Source organism: Dysosmobacter sp. Marseille-Q4140, from assembly GCA_018228705.1.
Taxonomy (GTDB): domain Bacteria; phylum Bacillota; class Clostridia; order Oscillospirales; family Oscillospiraceae; genus Oscillibacter.
Map to the genome: position 1 here is coordinate 590,378 of CP073694.1, position 19,860 is coordinate 610,237.

Below are 19,860 nucleotides of genomic sequence, written 5' to 3' on the forward strand. Positions count from 1 at the left end.
TGCTCAGATGCGGTTTTTCAGCCGGTACAGCTGGGTCAGCAGGAAGAAGTGCCGTCCCCGGACCATCCGGACCACCATCTGCTTGTTGGGCGTCAGCCCCACGGGCTCCAGCGTCCCGATGGCCTTCGCCATGTCCGGCCGCTCACACAGCTCCCGGACCGCCCGCTGCCGCTGCCGGATGGATTTTCGGCTGCCCTTGGCGTACTCGTTGCCAATGGCGATCAGCAGCCCTGCCCAGTTGGAATTCTCCCTCCACTGGGGGCGGAGATCCTCCAGGCGGTACTTCTCCACCAGACCCTCCTTCCGCTCCATGAAGCGGTCAAAGACCTGCTGGAAGTCCTTCATATACTTGTGGGTAGCGGAGGCGGGGTTGAGGAGATACCGGTACAGGGGCTGGTCCGTCACCGCCAGGGAGCGGGCGCAGCAGAAATACTCCATCAAAAACAGCTCGTCCTCCAGGTAGGCCCCCTCAAAGCGGATATGGGCGGACCGGATCACCTTGGCGGAGAAGAGATAGCGCCAGATGAAGCCGTTGAACACCGGCGCCGCCAGCCGTTCGCCCAGCAGCGGCGCCACGATCTTCTCCCGGATCTGCGCCTTGTCGTAGACGCCGGCCGGCAGCACCTGCTCCGGCCAGCTGGTCCCGTCGGGCCGCAGGTTCAGATGGGCACAGGCCGCCGTATCGGTCCCAGCCTGCTCCCGCAGGCACCAGAGGGTCTCCAGCGTCCGGGGCTCGAAGCCGTCGTCGGAGTCCAGGAAGGCGATGTACTCCCCCTTCGCCGCCTCCAGCCCGGAGTTCCGGGCGGCGCTGACGCCGGCGTTTTTCCGCTTGTGGATCACCCGGACCCGGTCGTCCCGAGCCGCGAAGCCGTCGCACAGGGCCGGGGAATTGTCCCGGCAGCCGTCGTCCACCAGCAGCAGTTCCCAGTCGGAAAAGGTCTGGGACAGGACGCTCTCCACAGAGGCTTTCAGGAATTTTTCCGCCTGATAGACGGGCATGATGACGGAAATGCTGGGCATAGCACCGCTCCTTCCATCTGTTTCGTAACAGGTGTATTGTACCCTATTCCCCCCGGAAGGTCAACGGCTTTCCGCCGCCGGGGGGACCTCCGGCGAAAAAAGCCCGCCGTCCCGTGAGGACGGCGGGCCTTTTCGCAGTGAAGCAGCGGGGCTTTACTCCGCCACGGCGGCCTTCAGGGCCTCGGTCCGGTCGGTGCGCTCCCAGGTCACGCCCAGGTCCTCCCGGCCCATGTGGCCGTAAGCGGCCAGCTTGCGGTAGATGGGCTTGCGCAGGTCCAGATCCCGGATGATGGCCGTGGGCCGCAGGTCGAACACCTTGCGCACAGCGGCCTCCAGCTTGTCGTCGCCCACGGTGCCGGTGCCGAAGGTATCCACCAGGACGCTGACCGGCTGGGCCACGCCGATGGCATAGGCCAGCTGCACCTGGCAGCGCCGGGCCAGGCCCGCCGCCACGATGTTCTTGGCCACATACCGGGCGGCGTAGGCCGCGGAGCGGTCCACCTTGGTGGGGTCCTTGCCGGAGAAGCAGCCGCCGCCGTGGGGGGCGCTGCCGCCGTAGGTGTCCACGATGATCTTGCGGCCGGTGAGGCCGGAGTCCGCCGCGGGGCCGCCTTTGACGAAACGGCCGGTCGGGTTTACATAATACTTAGTGTTCTCATCCAGCATGGAGGCGGGAATCACGGCCTTGGCCACCTTCTCGATCATGTCGGCGCGGATCTGCTCCAGGGTGGTGTCGGGGTCGTGCTGGGTGGAGATGACCACGGTGTCCACCCGGATGGGGCGGTCGTTCTCGTCGTACTCCACGGTGACCTGGCTCTTGCCGTCGGGCCGCATGTAGGGGATCTCCCCGCTCTTGCGGACCTGGGCCATCTTCAGGCAGATCTTCTGGGCCAGGGACAGGGGCAGGGGCATCAGCTCCGGCGTCTCATCGCAGGCGTAGCCGAACATCATGCCCTGGTCGCCGGCGCCGTGGCTCATCTCGGCGTCCTCCCCGGTCTTGTTCTCCAGGGACTCGTCCACGCCCATGGCAATGTCCGGGGACTGCTCGTCGATGGAGGTGATGACGGCGCAGGTGTCGCAGTCGAAGCCGTATTTGCCCCGGTCATAGCCGATCTCCCGGACCACCTCCCGGGCGATCTTGGGGATGTCCACATAGCAGCTGGTGGTGATCTCGCCCATGACGTGGAGAAGGCCCGTGCAGGCGGTGGTCTCGCAGGCCACGCGGCCCATGGGATCCTGCTCCAGAATGGCGTCCAGCACCGCGTCGGAGACCTGGTCGCAGACCTTGTCGGGATGGCCCTCGGTCACGGATTCGGAAGTAAAGAGATAGTGTCTTGCCATGTTGTTTGCTCCTTTCGTAGTGGTCCCTCTCAAGAGCACGAAAAAAGCGCGTTTCGACGACGAAACGCGCAAAAGGTCACTTTTTCGCTCCTCATCTGTCGGTATCCGCCGGATTTGGCACCTTGACCCGCAGTCAGGTTGCCGTGGCTTCATCGGGCCGTTCCCTCCGCCACTCTTGATAAGGGATATGAAATTGTGCTACTATCTTATCAGGTTTTGGCGGATTGTCAAGATGCTGCGGGCGGATTTCCCGGAAAATCCGCGGAAATTCCGCTGTTCAAAATTTATACATGACTTTTTCCGCCGTTCCGGGTATAATGTTCCACATACGTTTCATTTCCGCAAAATGGGGGTTTTTTCGTTGAGGAAGATCTGCAACGCCATCGACCGGTTCTGCCTGTATCATCCCCGGTTCGGGATTCCGCACCTGATGCGCTACGTGGTGTTCATCACCGCCGCCGTCTATTTTCTGGACATGTTCTCCCAGAGCTACGCCAGCTATATGCTGTATTTCAACGCGAACCTAATCCTCCAGGGGGAGCTGTGGCGGCTGGTGACGTGGTTGTTCATCCCCGACGGCACCTCCGTGCTGTGGGTGCTCATCAGCTTCTCCTTCTACTACTTCATCGGCGAGGCCATCGAGAGCTACTGGGGCCCCGCCAAGTTCACCCTCTTCTACTTCACCGGCGCGCTGCTGATGGTGGCCCTGGCATTTTTGTCCCTACTGTGGTCCCCCTTCCCCATCGTCTCCAGCGGCTACCTCAACCGGGTGCTGTTCCTGGCTTTCGCCACGCTGTACCCCACCGCCCTGGTGCGGGTATATCTGATCCTGCCCATCCAGGCCAAGTGGCTGGCGCTTTTGTATGTGGTGCTGACTGTCTATGATCTGGTCCGCGGGGGCCTCACGATGCTGGTGTACTTCCTGCTGCCCCTTCTGGGCGTGTGGATTGCCTACGCCCTGTTCTTCTGGGACCGGATCGCGGACCTGCTGGCGGAGTTCGGCGTGGCCGTCCGGCATCAGAACTCCTCCCAGACCATCCACTTCAAATCCGCCGTCCGCCAGCAGAAGAAAAAGGAGGCCGCCCAGGGCTACCGCCACAAGTGCGAGGTCTGCGGCCGCACCGATGCGGACTTCCCGGACCTCCAGTTCCGGTATTGCTCCAAGTGCGCCGGATACCACTGCTTCTGTGAGGACCACATTTTCAGCCACACCCACTTCACCCAATGAGTCCTTCCCCGCCGGAAAAATTTCCGGCGGGGGCTTTTTTTCGCCCTTTTCCCTTCCCTCCCGCTGTCGGGTGCGGTATACTGAAGTGGAAAAGATCGCCCTTCAGGGCGGAATGGAGGGGAGCCCATGGAACTGCGTCAGAGCGGCCCCGCGCTGTGGACAGAGCTGGCCGAGGCCTTTGAAGAGAAAGAGTTTTTACGCAAGCTTGGTATGAACCGCGCCGATGCGGAACGGGTCTTTGCCTCCGCGGACTGGCGCGGGATCGCCGCGCCCTTCACCCCCATCCGCAGCCGAATCTCCTGCGCCGGAGCGGTGGACGCCTTCCGCCCTCTGCTGATGTCCCTGGCGCCTGAGCCACCGGAGGGCTGGCTTCGCTACGCCTATCAGGTGGCCCTGTCCCTGCTGTATCCGGCCGCGGACCACAGCCACACCTCCGCCCAGTGGGACGGGGCGCTGTGCTTTCTGCAGTTTTTGCAGGTGCTGCTGCGCGCCGAGGGCCGGGCCCTGCCCTTCGACCCCTGGCTGGACTTCGCCTTCTGCTCTGAGGAGGAGCTCAGCGACAGCGGCGTGGCGGAGGAGTACCGCCGCTTTCTGGCCCGGTTCCAGGGAGAGTACATCTACGAGCTGCTGCGGATGAGCACGGAGGTGACCCCCTTCAAGACCCTCAACCACATCGCCGGGGTCCACCACGTGGCCATGACCGTGTCCCGGGCCTTCAAGGCCGGCGGCGGGTTGATCGACCTGGGGCTCATCTCCGGCGCCGCCCTGGGCCACGACATCGGCAAGTTCGGCTGCAAGCCCGGCGAGCGGGTGCCCTACCTCCACTACTACTACACGGATCAGTGGTTCACCCAGCGTGGGCTGACGGCCCTGGGCCACATCGCCGCCAACCACTCGGTGTGGGACCTGGAGATCGAGAACCTGTCCTCAGAGTCCCTGGCCCTGGTGTATGCCGACTTCCGGGTCAAGCAGACCTACGATGGCGAACACCGGGAGACCGCCTGCCTCTACTCCCTCCAGGAGGCCTTTGACGTGATCCTCAGCAAGCTGGACAACGTGGACGCCGCCAAGCGCCGCCGCTACCAGTACGTCTACTCCAAGCTGCGGGACTTTGAGGAGTACATGGTCTCCTTCGGCGTGGACACTACCCTGGCCACTACCGGTCGGAAACCGCCGGAACGGCAGGACCCGGCCCTGATGACGCCGGACCAGGTGGTGGTGGCCCTGCGGCGCACCGCCGTGGATCACAACATCCGCCTGATGCACCGGCTGGGCCGGGAACAGCTCTTCGGCAACATCCTGGAGGCTGCCCGGGGCGAGAAGGAGCCCGCCCGGCTGCGGGCCTACGTGTCTATTTTCGAGGAGTATTTCACCTACTGGAGCGCCGGGCAGAAAGAGCAGACCCTGGACTTTCTCTACGAGCTGCTGATGGTGCCCGACGGCGATATTCGCCGCCAGGCCGCCGCCCTGATCGGCCGGATCCTGGCCACTTTCCGCTCCGGCTATAAGAAGGAGCCCCCCGCCGACGCCGCCCCGGATCCGGAGGAGGACCGCCCCTTCCTGCTGTGGCAGGAGTATCTGGACAAACTCATCCAGCCGGACCACCGGCTGACCCCCCGGCAGATCAGCATGATCCGCTACCAGGCCAAGACCGTGGTGGACGCCCTGCTGGTCAGCTGCTCCGACGCTGACGCCCCCCGCTTCGCCGCGGAGCTGTTCCGGCACTACCGCCATCCGTCGGCCACGGATCCCGACGCCGCCTTCGCCCTGCTGGACACGGTGCTGAACCTGCCCCTGGAGCGGACGGAGGAGGCGGACCGGAAGCTGCTGGTGGACTTTGCCGCATGGTGGCTGTCCCACGGGGGCCTGTCCCAGAAGGCGGCGGCGCTGCGGCTGTTCCAGCACCTGCTGATGGCCCTGACCCCCGGGTCCCGGATCCGGGCTGCTGCCGCGTCCGCCGTGGCCAAGGCTGACTGCCAGGGCAGCACGCCGCTGCTGTTTTTGCAGGTGCGGCTGGGGGAGCTGATGGGCCTGGAGTTGTCCGAGCAGCGGCGCCAGCTCAACCACGGGGACACCATCAGCAACGTCTTTCTGGACAATCTCAAGACCGCCACGCCCTGGGTGCTCAAAGCCGTGGGCGTGGAGTACCTGCTGGACCAGGTGGAGCAGGGGAACCGGGCCAACGTGCTGCACATCGCCACCCATTACTCCAATCTCATGAAGGTCAGTGAGAACGTGGTGGTCCGCCGCATGGCCGGCGCGGCCCTGCTGGCCATCGCCCCGGCGCTGACGCCGGACCGGCGCAACGAGATCGCAGTGGAGCTCAGCAAGGCCCTGGAGACGGGCCAGGCCGAGATCTCTCAGTACATTCCCGTGTACCTGGGGCAGTTCGCCCTGTGGCTGACTCCCCGGGAGCTGGACGAGGTGCTGGACCAGATGCAGCAGCTGCTCTCCTCCGCCAGCGGCGGCGTGGTGGCGGCGTCGCTGTCCACCGTGGGCGCCATGCTGGAGCATTACGCCGTCTACGCCAGCCGCTTCGGCGAATCGGAGACGGTGCTGGAAGCCCGGCGCAAGCGCATGGCGGGCATGCTGCTCAAAGGCCTGGCCTCTTACCGCCAGTCCGTCCGCCAGGAGGCCCTGCGGATCCTGGGCGAGGGGCTGTTCGCCTCCCAGGTGCTCTCCTATGAGGACAAGACCACCCTTTTCATCCTGATGGCCAAGAAGATCCTCTTTCTTATCAACGAGCAGCCGGAGCAGGAACTGACCTTCTTCTACACCGCCGCGGCCCTGAGCCACATCTACCGCTTCATCGTCACCCACCGCATCGAGTCCGGCCCCTTCCAATTCCATGTTCCGGAAAAGGCCGCCTTCTTCCCCGGCACCTTCGACCCCTTCTCCCTGAGCCACAAGGGCATCGTCCAGGAGATCCGGAACCTGGGATTCGAGGTATATCTGGCCATTGACGAGTTCTCCTGGTCAAAAAAGGCCCAGCCCTCTCTGATCCGGAGGCAGATCGTCAGCATGTCCGTGGCGGACGAGTTCGACGTGTACCTTTTCCCCCACGATATCCCCGTGAACCTGGCCACTCCCGCCGACCTGGACCGTCTGCACCGGATCGGCGGCGGCCGGAAGCCGTACCTTGCGGTGGGGTCCGACGTGATCGCCAACGCCTCGTCCTACAAGGCGGCGCCTACCCCGGGCTCCGTCCACTCCCTGAATCACATTGTGTTCCGCCGCTCCAGCGACGCCGAGGGCCACGAGATCGACGCGGACCTGAGCCGGATCACCGGCGAGGTCATCGAGCTGCAGCTGCCCACCCACCTGGAGGACATCAGCTCCACCCGCATCCGGGAGAACATCGACCTGGGCCGGGATATCTCCAATCTCATCGACCCGGCGGTTCAGGACTTCATCTACCGCAACGGCCTGTACCTGCGGGAGCCCCAGTACAAGCAGCTGCTGCGGGCGGGCTACCTGGACTTCCGGTTCTACCAGGAGCCGGAGGCGGCGCTATGGCAGGAGCTATCGGAGGCAGTGGCCGCCGACCGGGGCCAGATGGTCCCGCCGGACCCCCGGGACAGCGTCTGCGTCCTGCGGGACACCGGCCCCCGGCCCCGGGTGCTGGGCTTTCTCACCGTCCGAACCGTCAACTCTGCCGGTCTGTATGAAGCCCTGGGCGACACTCAGCTGGCCGACTACGTCCGCCGCCACACGGCGGGACTGGTGGGCCTGCTGACAGGGCTGTACACCGTCCGGTCCGCCGGCGGCAACTACGACGTGGGCCAGCTGCTGCTGACGGAGGTGCTCTCCCGGGCCATGAGCCGGGACTGCGGCTACGCCGTCTGGCACGCCCCGGCCTCTGCCGCCGTGCTGGATCTGCTGGAGCGGCAGGGCTTCCGCCAGGCGGAGGTCCGCGGCCGCCTTCCGCTGCTGCTGGTGGATATGCGCTCCCCGGCGGTATTGGTGCAGAACATCCCCACCACGCTGAAAGAGCCCTTCTCCTCGGACCGGAAGGTGCTGGAGGCAGTGCACTCTGCTCACGCCCGGTTCCAGCGGGCCATCACCGACCTGTACCCGGGGATCCTGGTGCTGTCCCTCAACGCGGAGGTCATCTACCACCGGCTGGTGCGGAAGATCGTGGAGCTCAACGGCGTCCCCGCGGAGCCCACGGTGCCCCGGGTGCTGGGCCCCAAGATGTGCGTACCCTTCGGCAAGATCCTCCGGGGCAACGCCATCCCCAACACCGTCACCAAGACCATCCACACAGACAAGGTCTTTGCCCCGGATCTGCGGTCGTTCAACATCGAGGCCTTCCCGGGCTACGCTCCCCTGCCCAGCCAGATCCGTACCATCCGCTCCTTCCGGCGGCCGGTGATCCTGGTGGACGACCTGCTTCACTCCGGCAACCGCATCAACGCCCTGGACCCCCTGTTCCGGCAGGAGGGGCTGGAGATCGACCGGGTGCTGGTGGGATTGCTCTCCAGCCGGGGCAAGGACCTGATGGCCGCCAAGGGCCGGGAGGTGGACAGCGTCTACTTCGTGCCCAATATGCGGGCCTGGTTCGTGGAGTCCACCATGTATCCCTTCATCGGCGGCGACACCGTGGGCGGCGCCACGGCCTCCGTACCGGGGCTGACCCCGTCGGTGAATCTGATCCTGCCCTACGCCTTTCCCCGGTTCTACAAGGAGTGCGGCCGGGAGGCGGTGTTCCAATTCTCCCGGACCTGCGTGGAAAACAGCCGGGACATCCTGCTGACCCTGGAAACGGCGTACCGGGAGCGCTACGCCCGGAATCTGACGCTTTCCCGGCTCAGCGAGGCGGTGATCCTGCCGCTGGCCCCGGACAAGGGGGCCTGCCTGCGCTACGACCCCAATCTCCCCGCCTCGGCCTGCCTGGAAAACGACCTGGGGATGCTGCTGCGGATGCGGGACCTGCTGGAAGGGGAGGTGCCCCGTGGATGAGATATTGGTTTATACCCTCATTGCCATCCTGCCGTCTTTCCTGTTGGCTCTGGCGTCGGAATGGCTGCCGGGCAGACTTGGCTGGCTGCACTGGCTGATTCTGCTCTGGCCCGCCGCTCTGCTGGTACTGGCAGCTCTGGCTGTGAGGACGGATCCCGGCCTCTTCATCGGCTGGAACGTCTTTGTGGCCGGATGGCTGGTCATTTTGGCGGGTCTGGCCCTGGCAGGCTTTGGCCTGGGCACCCTCCTGGGCAAACTGATCCGAAAAAGGAGAATGTGACTCCATGCACTATTACAACCATCAGGGGCGGCTGGCCGCCTCTCCCCTGCCGGACCTGCCCCTGCCCAGAGCGGAGGCAGGCGTCCCGGCGCTGTTTCTCACGGCGGAGGGCCCCGCCCGGGGCCGCACCGTCTGGCGCCCTACGGCCCCCCACCACCTGACCGCCCCGGCCTCCGCCGCCTGGTTGGACCGGACCGCCGGGGCGGGTATTGCGCTGCCGGGGCCCGTCCGCGCCGCCCTGGATGCGGGTACTCTCACCGCCGTCAACGTCCGCCACCCCCGGTGGGAGGCGGCCCTGGACCGGCTGGCACCGAAGCCCGGGAAAAAGCGGGTCCACCTGCTGGCTGTGGGCGACGTGGGCGGCACGCTGCTGACGGCGCTGAAGCTGCTGGGCGGCGACTGCATCTCCGCCGTGGGCATCTGCGACCTGAACGAAAAGGCCGTGGAGCGGTGGACCGCCGAGATGGGCCAGATCGCCTGGCCCTGGAACTACGAGGCCCTACCGGAGGTGGAGCCGGTGACGGCGGACCGCCTTTTTGACTGCGACGTGTTCCTCTTCGCCGCCACCAAGGCCATCCCTCCCGTGGGCAGCGCCGTCGCCGACGTGCGCATGGCCCAGTTCGCCGCCAACCGGCCCCTGGTGGAGTCCTTCGCCCGGCAGGCCCGGGCGGCACGGTTCCGGGGCCTCTTCATCGTGTTGTCCGACCCGGTGGACCCCCTGTGCAAGGTGGCGTATCTGGCCTCCAACACCGGTCCCGACGGCCGGTGGGACGGCGGCGGCCTCTTTGCCGAGCAGGTCCAGGGCTTTGGTCTGGGGGTCATGAACGCCCGGGCGGCGTACTTTGCCAGGCAGAATCCCCGCTTCGCGGATTTTCTCACGGAGGGCCGCAGCTTTGGCCCCCACGGCCACGGGCTGGTGATCGCCAATTCCGTGGAACACTATGACGACGAAGTGTCCCGGGCCCTGACAGAGCAGGTGGAGACCGCCAACCTCCGCATCCGGGACCTGGGCTTCAAGCCGTATGTTGCCCCGGCGGTGTCCTCCGGTGCCATGCAGCTGCTGCTGACCCTGCGGGGGCAGTGGCGCTGTGCCTCCCTGTGTCTGGGAGACGTGTGGTTCGGCGCCCGCAGCCGCCTGACGGCCCAGGGCACCGAGACGGAGTGCCTCCCCCTGCCCCCGGCCCTGCGGGCGCGGCTGGAGGAGACGGAGGCGCTGCTCAAAACCATCATCTGACGAGAAAGGAGGCGCCGCCCTTGGCGCGGGAACTGACGCTGATCTGCCCCGGGCCGGAGAGCCCGCGGCTCTCCGCCCTGCTGGCGGCAGTGCGGAAGGCGCATCCCTTCCAGCAGGTCTCCTGGATGACAGACGACCTGCGGGACCGCCGCCTGCTGATCGCGGCGGCCATTCCCCCCAGCGGTGTCAACCTGGAGCTGTATCAGCTGCTGGCCTTTCTGCGGACCCATCCGGGGTGCCTGGCGGGCAGCACGGCGGGCGTGGTGATTGACGGCACCGGGGACCTGTACACCAAGGCGGCGGGCCGGGATCTGGTGCTCTCCGCCTCCCGGGCCGGATGCGTCTTTCCCGGGCGGCCGCTGGTGGAGGCCACCGGGAGTCTGCGCAACTTCACCGTCCAGGCCCGAAACGCCGGGTGCGGTCTGGAGGAGGCGTATCAGCTGGCGGTGGCCGACCTGATGGACCGGGTGAGCACCTTCGCCCCGCCCCTGCGGCGGCGGCCGCAGCTGCTGGTCCTCCACGCCTCCAGCCGTGCCACCTCCAACACCCTGGCCCTGTGGGGCGCCGTCCGAGCCCACCTGGAGGACCGCTGTGACATCACGGAGGTAGGGCTCCGCAACGGCACCATGGAGGACTGCGCCGGGTGCCCCTACACCACCTGCCTCCACTTCGGCGAGCAGGGGGACTGCTTCTATGGCGGCGTTATGGTCCAGGAGGTATACCCTGCCGTCCGGGAGGCGGACGCGGTGGTGCTGCTGTGCCCCAACTACAACGACGCCCTCTCCGCCAACCTCTCCGCCTGCATCAACCGGCTGACGGCGTTGTACCGCACTACCTCCTTCGCTGACAAGGCGGTGTTCGCCATCGTGGTCTCCGGCTACTCCGGCGGGGACATCGTGGCCCGGCAGGTGGTCTCCGCCCTGAACATGAACAAGGGCTTCTGGCTGCCCGCTGATTTCTGTATGCTGGAGACCGCCAACGACAAGGGCGAGGCCATGGCCCTGCCGGGGATCGGAGCGCGGGCGGAGCAGTTTGCCATAAATATATTACGTCAACTAACCGTGTAAGAGGAGCGGGCCCCGCGGGGCCCGCTCTCTTTGTTTCATGCGGCGCAAGTTTGGAAGGGGCCATCTCATTTCGCCCTTGGTCATGCCGTCCGCGTTTTGCTTCTCCTCATAGTCATCCGATTTGTGCCCCAGGGCGACGCGCTTCTCCATGAACTTCTGTCGGCTCTTCCGGTCGATGTGCAGTCCGGTTCCGGACCGTGGGAGGGCGTGATCCTCAAAGATCCGGCTCATGTAATAGAGTAACTGGGTAACCGTCAGCATGACAGGGGGCAGGCGAAGGTCGCCGCGCGCCTGTTCCGGCTCATTGTGCCCAGTCGAAGCATTATCCTCAAAGGAGATCTCACCCATCCGGACGCGCTCCGCCTCCTGAATGACAGTGTTTTTGATTTGCCGGAACTTTTTCTCCTGGGACAGCTTTTTCCGTTCTCTGGGCTTGTCATGGGAATAATTTTCCACCTCACCCTGGAGCCTGCACCACTGGTGGCAGCATGCGCGGACCACCGGCAGCTCCTCCAGCTTGTCCACTACCTCATCCACCGTTTTCTTCCCGGAGTTGGGAAGGTAGCCGTAGGGCTTTTTACCCTTGGCCATTCCCATCTGTCCGGCCAGCTGCTCCATCTTCTGCTCAATCTCGGGAGCTGTACAGGATGCTTCGTGCCATCTCCTGGGTGAGCCGCCGGATTGCGCGGTGGGCCTCCCGTACCAGCTCATCCCGCGACCAGGACTTCTGTTCGTAGGTGTGCAGCATCTCCTGTTTGAAGATCTGATTGATGCGCACAGATTATTTTCTCTCCAATTTTGACCCCATTTTCAACGCCCACGGAAAGTCCTGAAACTGCCCGCTCTGCGGGCAGATGTGACCGGCAAAAGGCGTCGATGGCGACGCCTTGCCTTTATCCTGCTTTTTCTTTCCTCCTCCGCAGAGTCCTTAACAGCAGCCCCAATTCGCCGCAAAAGTCTTTGGTGTAGCAGGGACTCTGCCCCACCCCGAAAGAAGTCACACAACCTCTCACAGCGGGGCACATGGGATGTTCTCTGTGTTCCGTTATAGGAACTTTTGCGCCTGCTTCCAATTCTTCCGTTCCTCCAAGCAAAGCATCTGCTGCTGGCAACAATAATCCATTGCCGCCTGGATTGGCAGGATGATGGACAGGTTGTTGCCGTTTGCGAGCAGGGCCACAGATGTATTCCCGCGGCACAAGGCAAAGGAGGTCCAGATTATGACAGATCAGATCCTGTACAGCAGTGCGAAGAAGGCTGCTGTACTCGCCCAGTATGAAGCGGCAGAAGATACGCAAGATCCCGGCGCTGACGTATCTTTAACAACACCTGACGGGGAAGAAGCCGTCTCCGCCGGTGCCGGAGGGATGGAATCCGGAGAGGCTGAAACAGCACAGCCGGAAGTCGGCCCGGCATCCTCCCAGGAGGAGGCAAGCCAGGCGGAGAGCGGCGAGACCGAGGATGGAGATGCGGTGCAGGAGCAGCCCCCGGCCGCCCCTCAGAAGCCTGCCGAAACCGACATCTCCTCTCCTCAGAACGGAGGCCATCAGGAGGATCGGGAGCCTCTGCCCGGAGAGGAGCCTTTGCCTGAGAAGGTTGGATTCGCCGAGAAAGAAACTGCGGCGGGTCAGGAAGGTCAGATTCTATTTTCAGAAACCCAGGTGGTTGCGCCTCCCGCTGCATCACCCGGTGCCGGTGCTCTGCTGCCCGTTTCCTTCGGCGTGCTTGTGACCTTGGGAATAACGGTGCTTTTGCTGTGGATGCGGCACAGACATCCTGGTGGGAGCGCCCGGCGGACGTCCGTCGGCGGTGGACTCCGCACTGCCAGCGTCCACGAGTTGGGAGCCCGGGACGAACAGCAGGATGCGTTCTGTATTGCCGGCCTGGAGGCGCCGGAGGGCGGCGTGCTGGCAGCGGTAGCGGATGGTATGGGCGGTCTGGTGGACAGCGGTCAGGTGAGCCGGAGCCTTGTCGATGCGCTTGAAAAAGGTTTCACTCCGAGTGATGAGGCGACTCCCGCCAGGCGGCTCCAGCTTCTATTCCGGCAAGCGCTGGAGCAGGTGGAGAATCTGCAGAAGGGACAGACGGCTCAGAGCGGCTCTACCCTGGTAATGGGGCTGATCCAGGGAAACGGACTCTCCTGGCTCAGTGTGGGAGACAGCCGGATCTATCTGTGGCGCAGCGGCGGGCTGATCCAGCTCAACCGGGACCATGACTTTTCCCACGATTTGACCCTGCTTGCCTTGCAGGGAGACATGACCCTGCAGGAGGCGGACCAGGATCCCCGCCGGGAAAATCTGACCAGTTTTATCGGGAGAGGCTTTCCGCGAAAGGTGGAGTGGAACCCGGAGCCAGTATCCCTCTGTACCGGGGATAAGGTGGTGCTTGTGAGTGACGGTGTCTATCGGGCGCTGTCACAGGAGGAAATGGCCAAGTGTCTGCAAGGTGATGCATCCAGAGCGGCCCGCGCCCTGCAGGCGACGGTGACAAAAAAGGATTTGCCTCAACAGGATAATTTTACCGCAGTGATTTTGAAAAAAGTATGAGTGGATCTCGTTCAGATTGCAGAGACGGCTCATGCAATGTTCGAACAACGATCAAAACATTGTATCAATAGGCAGCACAGAGTGGCACTGTCATCGATATTAAGATGGCAGTGCCACGCAGGTACCAACTGCGCACAATACTTATAATGATCTCTTGCTGAAAAGGCGGGAGTCGGAAGACATTTCCGACTCCCGCTTTTTCTATGCACTGTGCTTCTAAAAACAGCGGATCCTTATGCCTTTGTTAACCGTGGATTGAGATCACCCTAAAAAATGGAGGAGGGGCACCATAGAGGCCCCTCCTCTACTCTGTTCCCCACCCCTTTGTCGACGTTTTCAGCCACGGTTCCGCTCGGAGAATACGGAAGCACCGTACTCAAAGAGTGCCAAAGAACAAGTAGATTGGGGCAAAAACGGCTGTAAAACATTAGAAATGATACAAAAAAGATGTTTTTGTCTCTTTGTTATATCCGTTTCAGCCGAAATAGGAGTGCGTGCCCTCCAGGATCTCAAACTCCGTCACCACGTTCCCGGCGGCGTCATAGCCGATGGCCCAGGCATGGCGGCCGGAGTCGTATGGCCAATCTGTTATGATATGGGAGAGCAGGAAGTGGCGATGGCCCTTCCACTCCAGAAAGTTCTCCGGCTCTGCCGTCAGACGGGCCGCCTCTTCCCAGCAGGCGGTCTGTGTGGTCTCATCGTAAATCTCTCCCCGGACGCTGACCGTCACCGTCTCGATGGCGGGGTCCTCCACCCGGCCGTAATAGCAGCACACCGTTCCTGCCTGTTCATCCCGGCACATGGTCATCTCCCCGGCGTAGAGGGGCGCTCCCGTGGTGCAGTCCAGGGACCAGCCAAAGCCGCCCGTCCAGCCGTATATGGTCAGGTACGTATCGGCGATGGTGACGGCCTTTTCACTTGTGGTCAGGTACACCAGGTGGGTCCGGTGGATTTCTGGTGTCCACAGCCGGTCCAGCACGGCGCCGTGGGGCGCGCCCTGGCGCTCCTCCACCTGCCGGATGCCCTGGATGGGCAGGAGAAAGCCCATCTGCATGAAGTGATTTACCGCCAACAAGGCGAGCAGAAAAACGGCAAACCGCCGGGCAACCCACCGTTTCCGGAAATACACCTTCTCCCGCTTGGGGATTTCCTGTTTCTTCATGGCGTCACCTCCGGCAGGGGAATCTCTACGGCAACGGCCTCCCCGAAGCGGTCATAGCACAGGGTGATGAACGTATCGGACGGCTCCACCGGCACATAACGCAGCTGATAGTCGGCGCCGTTGCTGCCATGGCCGCTGCCGCCCGGCAGCCACTCCAGCATCTCACCCCGCTGGTCCTCGATCCACACGCTGGGCAGCAATTGGTCAGATACCACGCCGCCGGGCAGGCGGTCGTAGGCACACAGGAAGAGCCCCGCCGCCGGTGCGCCCTCCCGGGTCAGCCGGGACACCCCATAGACCCGCACCACATCGCTGCCAACGGGCACCCGGATATCCAGCTGTTCCTTGACAGCCGAGGAGACCTCCCCCGGCTCCAGAGGCGCTGTTCTGGCCCATACACTGTCCCAAAGATTCCCCAGGATACCCAGGCCCAGCAGGGCCTGGATGCACAGTACCGCAGTCAGCACCACCGCCGCCCGGCTCAGCAGTACAAAGGGCCATCCGGTGTACTGTTTGTTCAGTTCCCGGCCTACCTCCTTGGGGTCCCCCATGGCGGCCAGGGTCCGCTCCTCCGCCAGGGCCGGGTCGTAGCCCAGCTCCAGCAGGCCTTCCATGTGGTCCTCGATATGGCCGTCCAGCTCCGCACGGATGGCCAGTTTCTCATCCCCGGTCACACGGCGCAGGGTGGAGAGCACGGTATCTATGTAAGTTTTCCGGTCCATGGTGCCTCCTTCCGCAGGCAATTCTGCCAGTCCCGTCCGTCAGGGAAACCGAATGCCATATACGCTGGACGCCGTATCCTCCACGCGCTCCACTGCGGCGACGGGCGTACCCCCACAGTCATAGGCAGTAATGGTCACAAAGAAAGAAGAGTCCCGCCCCGGAATGGCCGGCGGCAAAACGCTGTCCGGAATACGGAGCAGAAAGTACCACGCGCCGTCTTGCTCCAGCCACGCGGTCTTTTCCGTCTCCCGGCCGAACCGCTCCCCAGGCGCCGCGCCCGCCTCACCGTTTTGGGACGCATCCATCAGGCTCACCCGCAATCTTGTGATATCCGGCCGGTCCACCCGGCCAAAGGCGTAGTAGACGCTGTCCGTGTCCTGCCAGGTCAGCTTCCGCCAGCCCGCGTAAAAGGCCGCCTGTTCGGAACAATCCAGAGCCAATCCGCCGCCGTCCATCCAGCCGCAGACGCTGAGATAAACAGGCGTCAGCAAAACGGCGCTGTCATTGGCACTCAGATATACCCGCATCGTCTTTCCAACATCCGGCTCCCGGGTCCAGGTCATAACATCGGTGCGGCCGGCTCCTGTCGTCTCCTCCGCCTGCCGGACCGCCTGAACAGGCAGGAGCAGCCCGATACCGAACACTTGGTTTGCAGCCAGCAGCCATACAGCCGCCAACGCCAAACTACGCAGCGCCAGACGTCTGCGAGTGGGCAGTCTGGTCATGGCGCACCTCCTTCCGGCAGAGGGATCCGAATGACATGGGATTCTCCATAGGCTTCGCAGCGCAGTGTCACATAAGTATCTCCCGGCGCTATGTCCACTGCTCCGTCGCCCGTGTACCACCACCGGTTGGAACCGGAGACCCGGACGACTGCCTCTCCGCCGCCCTGGCTTTCCAGCAGCAGATCTTTGCCGCTCACCAGCCCCAGAGGGCGCTGGTCATAGGAGTCCACGTTGATGTAAGCCCTTCGCTCCCCCCAAGGGATCTCATCGTATACGCAGATCCGCACCACCCGCACAATGTCGTTGCCCAGAGGGATCTCGATATCCAGTTGTTCTTCCGCGGCGATCCTGCCGGAGGGAGCGAAATGGTGGCTCAGATCCGGGTGGAGCCGTTCCTGAAGCGCGAGCAGGGGCGTTTCCTGCACATCTATTATCACCCCGGGAACCAGAAGCAGCATCAGCAGCACCGCCCAGGCCGACAGCAGCCGCGCACCCCAGAGGACCACCAGCCACCGGAAGGGATACTGTTTGTTCAGCTCCCGGCCCACCTCCTTCGGGTCCCCCATGGCGGCCAGGGTCCGCTCCTCCGCCAGGGCCTCGTCATAGCCCAACTCCAGAAGGCCCTCCATGTGGTCCTCGATGTGACCGTCCAGCTCCGCGCGGATGGCGGCGCGCTCACGGCTCGTCACACGGCGCAGAGCGGAGAGCACCGCGGCCGTATAGTCCTGCCTGTCCATGGCGTCATGCCAGGCTCAGCCCGGCGCTGGACCGCAGCACCGCGTTGACCGCGCCGGAATACGCCTTCCAGGCCGCCGCCTCCTCCTTCAGGGCTGCCTCCCCCCGGCGGGTCAGATGGTAATATTTCCGCACCCGGCCGGTGGGGGCCTCCTGCTGGTACGCCTCCACATACCCCTGCCGCTCCAGACCGTGGAGCACCGGATAGAGGGTCCCCTCCTTCATCTCAAAGGTGTGGTCCGACCGGCGGGCCAGCTCCAGGATCATCTGGTAGCCGTACATATCCTCTCCCGCCAGCAGGGACAGCACCAGCAGCTGTGTGTGCTCAATGGGCTTTTTCCGTTCCATAGGCTGCCTCCTTCCAAAGCTGATACCTAGTGTCTCTATGTAAAATTATACATAGTGATACTAGGTATGTCAAGCGGCAAAAACGCGGGCCTGCCGGCCCGCGCTTTTTATTCATATGTACATATGTATTTTTCTCAGGGGACGGCTGCGCCCGCACTTCCCTCCAGGCCCAGCAGATCCAGTCCGTGAGCGCTGAGATAGGGGATCAGCTGCTCGTAGGTCAGGTGATACACCTGGGACCCCATCACATAGGCGGCCAACTCATAGGGAGAAAACCCAACCGTCATACCATCCTCGTCAAAAGAGACGGCGTAGCTGCTCCAGCCGGCAGTGATCTCCTCATAATTGGGCCAGAAAAACGACTCTGCCGTCAGGTCATTTTCCGCCGCCACCAGGCGGCTCTGGCGGAGGATCTCCTCATGAACGGCGGCGGAAAATGCCTGCCCGTCCGTTGCCAGCGCTTCCGCCGTGAAAAACTGACCGGTGGTCAGGTCGAAATTCCAGGACAGCAGCACGGTATTGGGATGGGCGCCTCCGGTATAGCTGTAATATGCCGCAGACACGCTGACCATACAGTCCGTCTGATATACCGTGCAGTCCAGTTCCATATTATACGCCGACGGCCACTCCAGGCCGGTCTCCTGGCGGAATGCATAATCCTCCCGGGCAAGATCCGTCATGTCCTGAAACTCCGTCTCCACGGTAGCCGGGCCAAACTTGGCGTTGAACACCTCCGCCGCGGTCACAGCCTGCCTTTCCTCCTCGGTCCGGCCCTGTTCCAAAGCAGTACCGTCCCGCCGGAAAACAGTCATCACCGGGTACTGGAAGCGGCAGGTCACCAGCTCTGTCCCGTCATCAGCCTGAACCGCATTCTCATAGGTATCAATTTCGATCTGATAGGTGAGGCTCTCCGGCGCCGCTTCCGACAGCACAACATGCTCCTCCAGAGAGTGCTCCAGGTCCACCGCGGACTGGCCATCAGAAGGCGCCCTTCCGGCGCAGGCCGTCAGGGTAGTGAGCACCAAAAACAGTGCGATGATCGCTTCCATAAATGGGGTCTCCTTTCCTCAGCAGGGTGGGGGCCCTCCCAAGATCACAGGTCCTTCTCTCCACTCCCCGCCGCCTTGAGCGGCAGACAGAGCGGGATAGGCCAGGGTATACAGGTCCGTGGCCCGGGCTTCCAGCGCCAGCAGGCGCCGGGCCTCCGGTCCCAGGGCCCGCACATCGGCGGGCTTGGTCAAAATGGGAACAGAGGCCTGTCTGCGCATGGCGGAGAGCAGACGGCGGCCGGTATCGTTGGCGGCCAGGGGCCGCAGATAGGGCACCGCCGCAGGCACGTCGGCAGGGGTCAGGCCCAGGTAAGCCCACAGCACCATCCGGCGCAGCCGGGCATAGGCGTAGCGCTTGGTCTTGGCGGCAGACAGGATCTCCGCCACCGAGACCGCGGAGCGGGACGCCTCCCAGAGGCGGCGGCACAGTCCCTCCCGCCCCTGGTCCAGGGCAGCGAAGTCAGATTCGGTCATGGTCCGCAGCCGGGCCAGCAGGGCCCGCTGGCAGGTCTCGGCGAACACCGGCGCGCGGCCGGCAGCGGCCTCCTCCCGATAAACCTTCGCCATGGCGGGAGGCAGCAGGGACAGGGCCCGCTCCGTCTCTCCGTCCCGCAGCAGCGCCCGGATGGCGGAGGCGGAGGGGTGAGCGCCGGGCTCCAGCGCCCCGTCGTGAACACTGCCGGTCCGCCTGACCGTCAGGGGACGGATGGAACTGCGGCGGCGCAGCAGCGCCTTGCAATACTCCACGCCCAGGATATTATTGGCGGTCTCCAGCAACACCGCTTTCTCCGGCCCCAGCAGGGCCGCCGCGGCCTCCTGGCGGCAGGCGGCGTAGGGCCGCCCAGAGTCCAGGCGGCACCGCAGCGCGTCGGGGTACTCCGGAGACAGCAGGCAGGCGGCCAGCTCCATCAGCGGCCCCGCCGCGCCGCACTCACTGCCGAAGGCCAGATCCGTCACCACGCCGGAGGCGGAGAGCACCTGGACGCCGCCGTCGGCAAAGGTCTCCGCCGAGGAAACGGCCCAGGGCAGGGGCAGTTCCAGCACCAGATCCGCGCCGCTCTCCACGGCGGCCCGGGCCCGCTGGTGCTTGCGCAGCAGAGCAAAGTCTCCCCGCTGGACGAAGTTCCCGCTCATGGCGCAGACGATGGCGGTATCCGGCCCAAGCCGCCGCCGGGTCTGGGCCAGCAGATACAGATGTCCGCTGTGCAGGGGATTGTATTCTACGATCATACCCGCAGTGCGCACAAATTTCACCCCAATCCAATGACAAAAAAGTGACATTTCGGTAAAAATGCAGGTTGCCTCCGGGGAAAACTTTGTTATAATAGGTATTGTGAGGGATTCCGTCCGCCGAGGCGGAGAATCCTTTCCGTCATTATTCTATATCAGAACGGGAAAAACCGCAAGGATTTCCCCAAAAGGTGCAGAGGAGTCGTGAAA

At 63.8% G+C, this 19,860-nt stretch carries 17 protein-coding genes and 1 riboswitch; of the genes, 6 read left to right on the forward strand and 11 right to left on the reverse strand.

Going from position 1 to position 19,860, the window contains the following annotated elements; translation table 11 throughout:
* Nucleotides 1-3 precede the first annotated feature (3 nt).
* Nucleotides 4-1,020 carry a glycosyltransferase gene (locus tag KFE19_02880; protein ID QUO38476.1) on the reverse strand — a complete coding sequence of 339 codons (1,017 nt, stop codon included), beginning with the start codon at nucleotides 1,018-1,020 and terminating at the stop codon, nucleotides 4-6.
* A 153-nt stretch (nucleotides 1,021-1,173) separates the two neighbouring features.
* The gene (metK, locus tag KFE19_02885; protein ID QUO38477.1) at nucleotides 1,174-2,361 is read right to left on the reverse strand and encodes a methionine adenosyltransferase; all 1,188 of its coding nucleotides are present in this window, start codon (nucleotides 2,359-2,361) and stop codon (nucleotides 1,174-1,176) included.
* An 88-nt stretch (nucleotides 2,362-2,449) separates the two neighbouring features.
* Nucleotides 2,450-2,546, reverse strand: a riboswitch (SAM riboswitch).
* Nucleotides 2,547-2,722: 176 nt separating this feature from the next.
* Between metK and KFE19_02890 the strand changes: the two genes are divergently transcribed.
* The 5 genes from KFE19_02890 to KFE19_02910 all read left to right on the forward strand — a co-directional run bounded on the left by KFE19_02890 (nucleotide 2,723) and on the right by KFE19_02910 (nucleotide 11,132).
* Nucleotides 2,723-3,589 (forward strand): hypothetical protein, encoded by an 867-nt coding sequence (locus tag KFE19_02890; GenBank protein QUO38478.1) that lies wholly within the window; start codon nucleotides 2,723-2,725, stop codon nucleotides 3,587-3,589.
* 126 nt (nucleotides 3,590-3,715) lie between these two features.
* Entirely contained in the window at nucleotides 3,716-8,551 is a 4,836-nt protein-coding gene (locus KFE19_02895; GenBank protein QUO38479.1) for a cytidyltransferase-related domain protein, read from the forward strand.
* Nucleotides 8,544-8,831: a hypothetical protein gene (locus KFE19_02900; GenBank protein QUO38480.1), complete on the forward strand. Its 288-nt coding sequence runs from the start codon at nucleotides 8,544-8,546 to the stop codon at nucleotides 8,829-8,831. The genes KFE19_02895 and KFE19_02900 overlap by 8 nt, the downstream gene beginning before the upstream one ends.
* Nucleotides 8,832-8,835: 4 nt before the next feature.
* Nucleotides 8,836-10,065, forward strand: coding sequence for a lactate dehydrogenase (locus KFE19_02905; protein ID QUO38481.1), 1,230 nt, complete (start codon nucleotides 8,836-8,838; stop codon nucleotides 10,063-10,065).
* A gap of 125 nt (nucleotides 10,066-10,190) precedes the next feature.
* Complete coding sequence (locus KFE19_02910; protein ID QUO39504.1) at nucleotides 10,191-11,132, forward strand: NAD(P)H-dependent oxidoreductase; 942 nt, start codon at nucleotides 10,191-10,193, stop codon at nucleotides 11,130-11,132.
* Here the strand turns inward: KFE19_02910 and KFE19_02915 are convergent.
* Together KFE19_02915 and KFE19_02920 are read right to left on the reverse strand one after the other, a co-directional pair.
* Complete coding sequence (locus KFE19_02915) at nucleotides 11,121-11,750, reverse strand: hypothetical protein (GenBank protein QUO38482.1); 630 nt, start codon at nucleotides 11,748-11,750, stop codon at nucleotides 11,121-11,123. The two genes, KFE19_02910 and KFE19_02915, sit on opposite strands and share 12 nt — an antisense overlap.
* Before the next feature lie 7 nt (nucleotides 11,751-11,757).
* Entirely contained in the window at nucleotides 11,758-11,910 is a 153-nt protein-coding gene (locus tag KFE19_02920) for a hypothetical protein (protein QUO38483.1), read from the reverse strand.
* A 442-nt stretch (nucleotides 11,911-12,352) separates the two neighbouring features.
* Between KFE19_02920 and KFE19_02925 the strand changes: the two genes are divergently transcribed.
* Nucleotides 12,353-13,678 carry a protein phosphatase 2C domain-containing protein gene (locus tag KFE19_02925; protein QUO38484.1) on the forward strand — a complete coding sequence of 442 codons (1,326 nt, stop codon included), beginning with the start codon at nucleotides 12,353-12,355 and terminating at the stop codon, nucleotides 13,676-13,678.
* A 475-nt stretch (nucleotides 13,679-14,153) separates the two neighbouring features.
* Here the strand turns inward: KFE19_02925 and KFE19_02930 are convergent, their stop codons facing one another.
* From KFE19_02930 to KFE19_02960, 7 genes are all read right to left on the reverse strand, one after another.
* The gene (locus KFE19_02930; GenBank protein QUO38485.1) at nucleotides 14,154-14,840 is read right to left on the reverse strand and encodes a hypothetical protein; all 687 of its coding nucleotides are present in this window, start codon (nucleotides 14,838-14,840) and stop codon (nucleotides 14,154-14,156) included.
* Nucleotides 14,837-15,562 carry a hypothetical protein gene (locus KFE19_02935; protein ID QUO38486.1) on the reverse strand — a complete coding sequence of 242 codons (726 nt, stop codon included), beginning with the start codon at nucleotides 15,560-15,562 and terminating at the stop codon, nucleotides 14,837-14,839. The genes KFE19_02930 and KFE19_02935 overlap by 4 nt, the downstream gene beginning before the upstream one ends.
* Nucleotides 15,563-15,601: 39 nt before the next feature.
* Nucleotides 15,602-16,288 carry a hypothetical protein gene (locus tag KFE19_02940; GenBank protein ID QUO38487.1) on the reverse strand — a complete coding sequence of 229 codons (687 nt, stop codon included), beginning with the start codon at nucleotides 16,286-16,288 and terminating at the stop codon, nucleotides 15,602-15,604.
* On the reverse strand, nucleotides 16,285-17,025 hold the full coding sequence (locus KFE19_02945; protein ID QUO38488.1) for a hypothetical protein: 741 nt from the start codon (nucleotides 17,023-17,025) through the stop codon (nucleotides 16,285-16,287). The genes KFE19_02940 and KFE19_02945 overlap by 4 nt, the downstream gene beginning before the upstream one ends.
* Nucleotides 17,026-17,029: 4 nt before the next feature.
* Nucleotides 17,030-17,371 (reverse strand): helix-turn-helix transcriptional regulator, encoded by a 342-nt coding sequence (locus tag KFE19_02950; protein ID QUO38489.1) that lies wholly within the window; start codon nucleotides 17,369-17,371, stop codon nucleotides 17,030-17,032.
* 134 nt (nucleotides 17,372-17,505) lie between these two features.
* A complete protein-coding gene (locus KFE19_02955; GenBank protein ID QUO38490.1) occupies nucleotides 17,506-18,420 on the reverse strand; it encodes a DUF3298 and DUF4163 domain-containing protein in 915 nt (304 codons plus the stop codon).
* An 18-nt stretch (nucleotides 18,421-18,438) separates the two neighbouring features.
* Nucleotides 18,439-19,665 carry a nucleotidyltransferase family protein gene (locus tag KFE19_02960; GenBank protein ID QUO39505.1) on the reverse strand — a complete coding sequence of 409 codons (1,227 nt, stop codon included), beginning with the start codon at nucleotides 19,663-19,665 and terminating at the stop codon, nucleotides 18,439-18,441.
* Nucleotides 19,666-19,860 lie beyond the last annotated feature (195 nt).

Excerpts from the sequence above, each read along its gene's own strand:
- KFE19_02945 (QUO38488.1), bottom strand. The coding sequence starts at position 17,025 with ATGGACAGGCAGGACTATACGGCCGCGGTGCTCTCCGCTCTGCGCCGT.
- KFE19_02925 (QUO38484.1), top strand. The coding sequence starts at position 12,353 with ATGACAGATCAGATCCTGTACAGCAGTGCGAAGAAGGCTGCTGTACTC.
- KFE19_02910 (QUO39504.1), top strand. The coding sequence starts at position 10,191 with ATGACAGACGACCTGCGGGACCGCCGCCTGCTGATCGCGGCGGCCATT.
- KFE19_02915 (QUO38482.1), bottom strand. The coding sequence starts at position 11,750 with ATGGAGCAGCTGGCCGGACAGATGGGAATGGCCAAGGGTAAAAAGCCC.
- KFE19_02955 (QUO38490.1), bottom strand. The coding sequence starts at position 18,420 with ATGGAAGCGATCATCGCACTGTTTTTGGTGCTCACTACCCTGACGGCC.
- KFE19_02895 (QUO38479.1), top strand. The coding sequence starts at position 3,716 with ATGGAACTGCGTCAGAGCGGCCCCGCGCTGTGGACAGAGCTGGCCGAG.
- KFE19_02940 (QUO38487.1), bottom strand. The coding sequence starts at position 16,288 with ATGACCAGACTGCCCACTCGCAGACGTCTGGCGCTGCGTAGTTTGGCG.
- KFE19_02930 (QUO38485.1), bottom strand. The coding sequence starts at position 14,840 with ATGAAGAAACAGGAAATCCCCAAGCGGGAGAAGGTGTATTTCCGGAAA.
- KFE19_02880 (QUO38476.1), bottom strand. The coding sequence starts at position 1,020 with ATGCCCAGCATTTCCGTCATCATGCCCGTCTATCAGGCGGAAAAATTC.
- KFE19_02950 (QUO38489.1), bottom strand. The coding sequence starts at position 17,371 with ATGGAACGGAAAAAGCCCATTGAGCACACACAGCTGCTGGTGCTGTCC.
- metK (QUO38477.1), bottom strand. The coding sequence starts at position 2,361 with ATGGCAAGACACTATCTCTTTACTTCCGAATCCGTGACCGAGGGCCAT.
- KFE19_02935 (QUO38486.1), bottom strand. The coding sequence starts at position 15,562 with ATGGACCGGAAAACTTACATAGATACCGTGCTCTCCACCCTGCGCCGT.
- KFE19_02905 (QUO38481.1), top strand. The coding sequence starts at position 8,836 with ATGCACTATTACAACCATCAGGGGCGGCTGGCCGCCTCTCCCCTGCCG.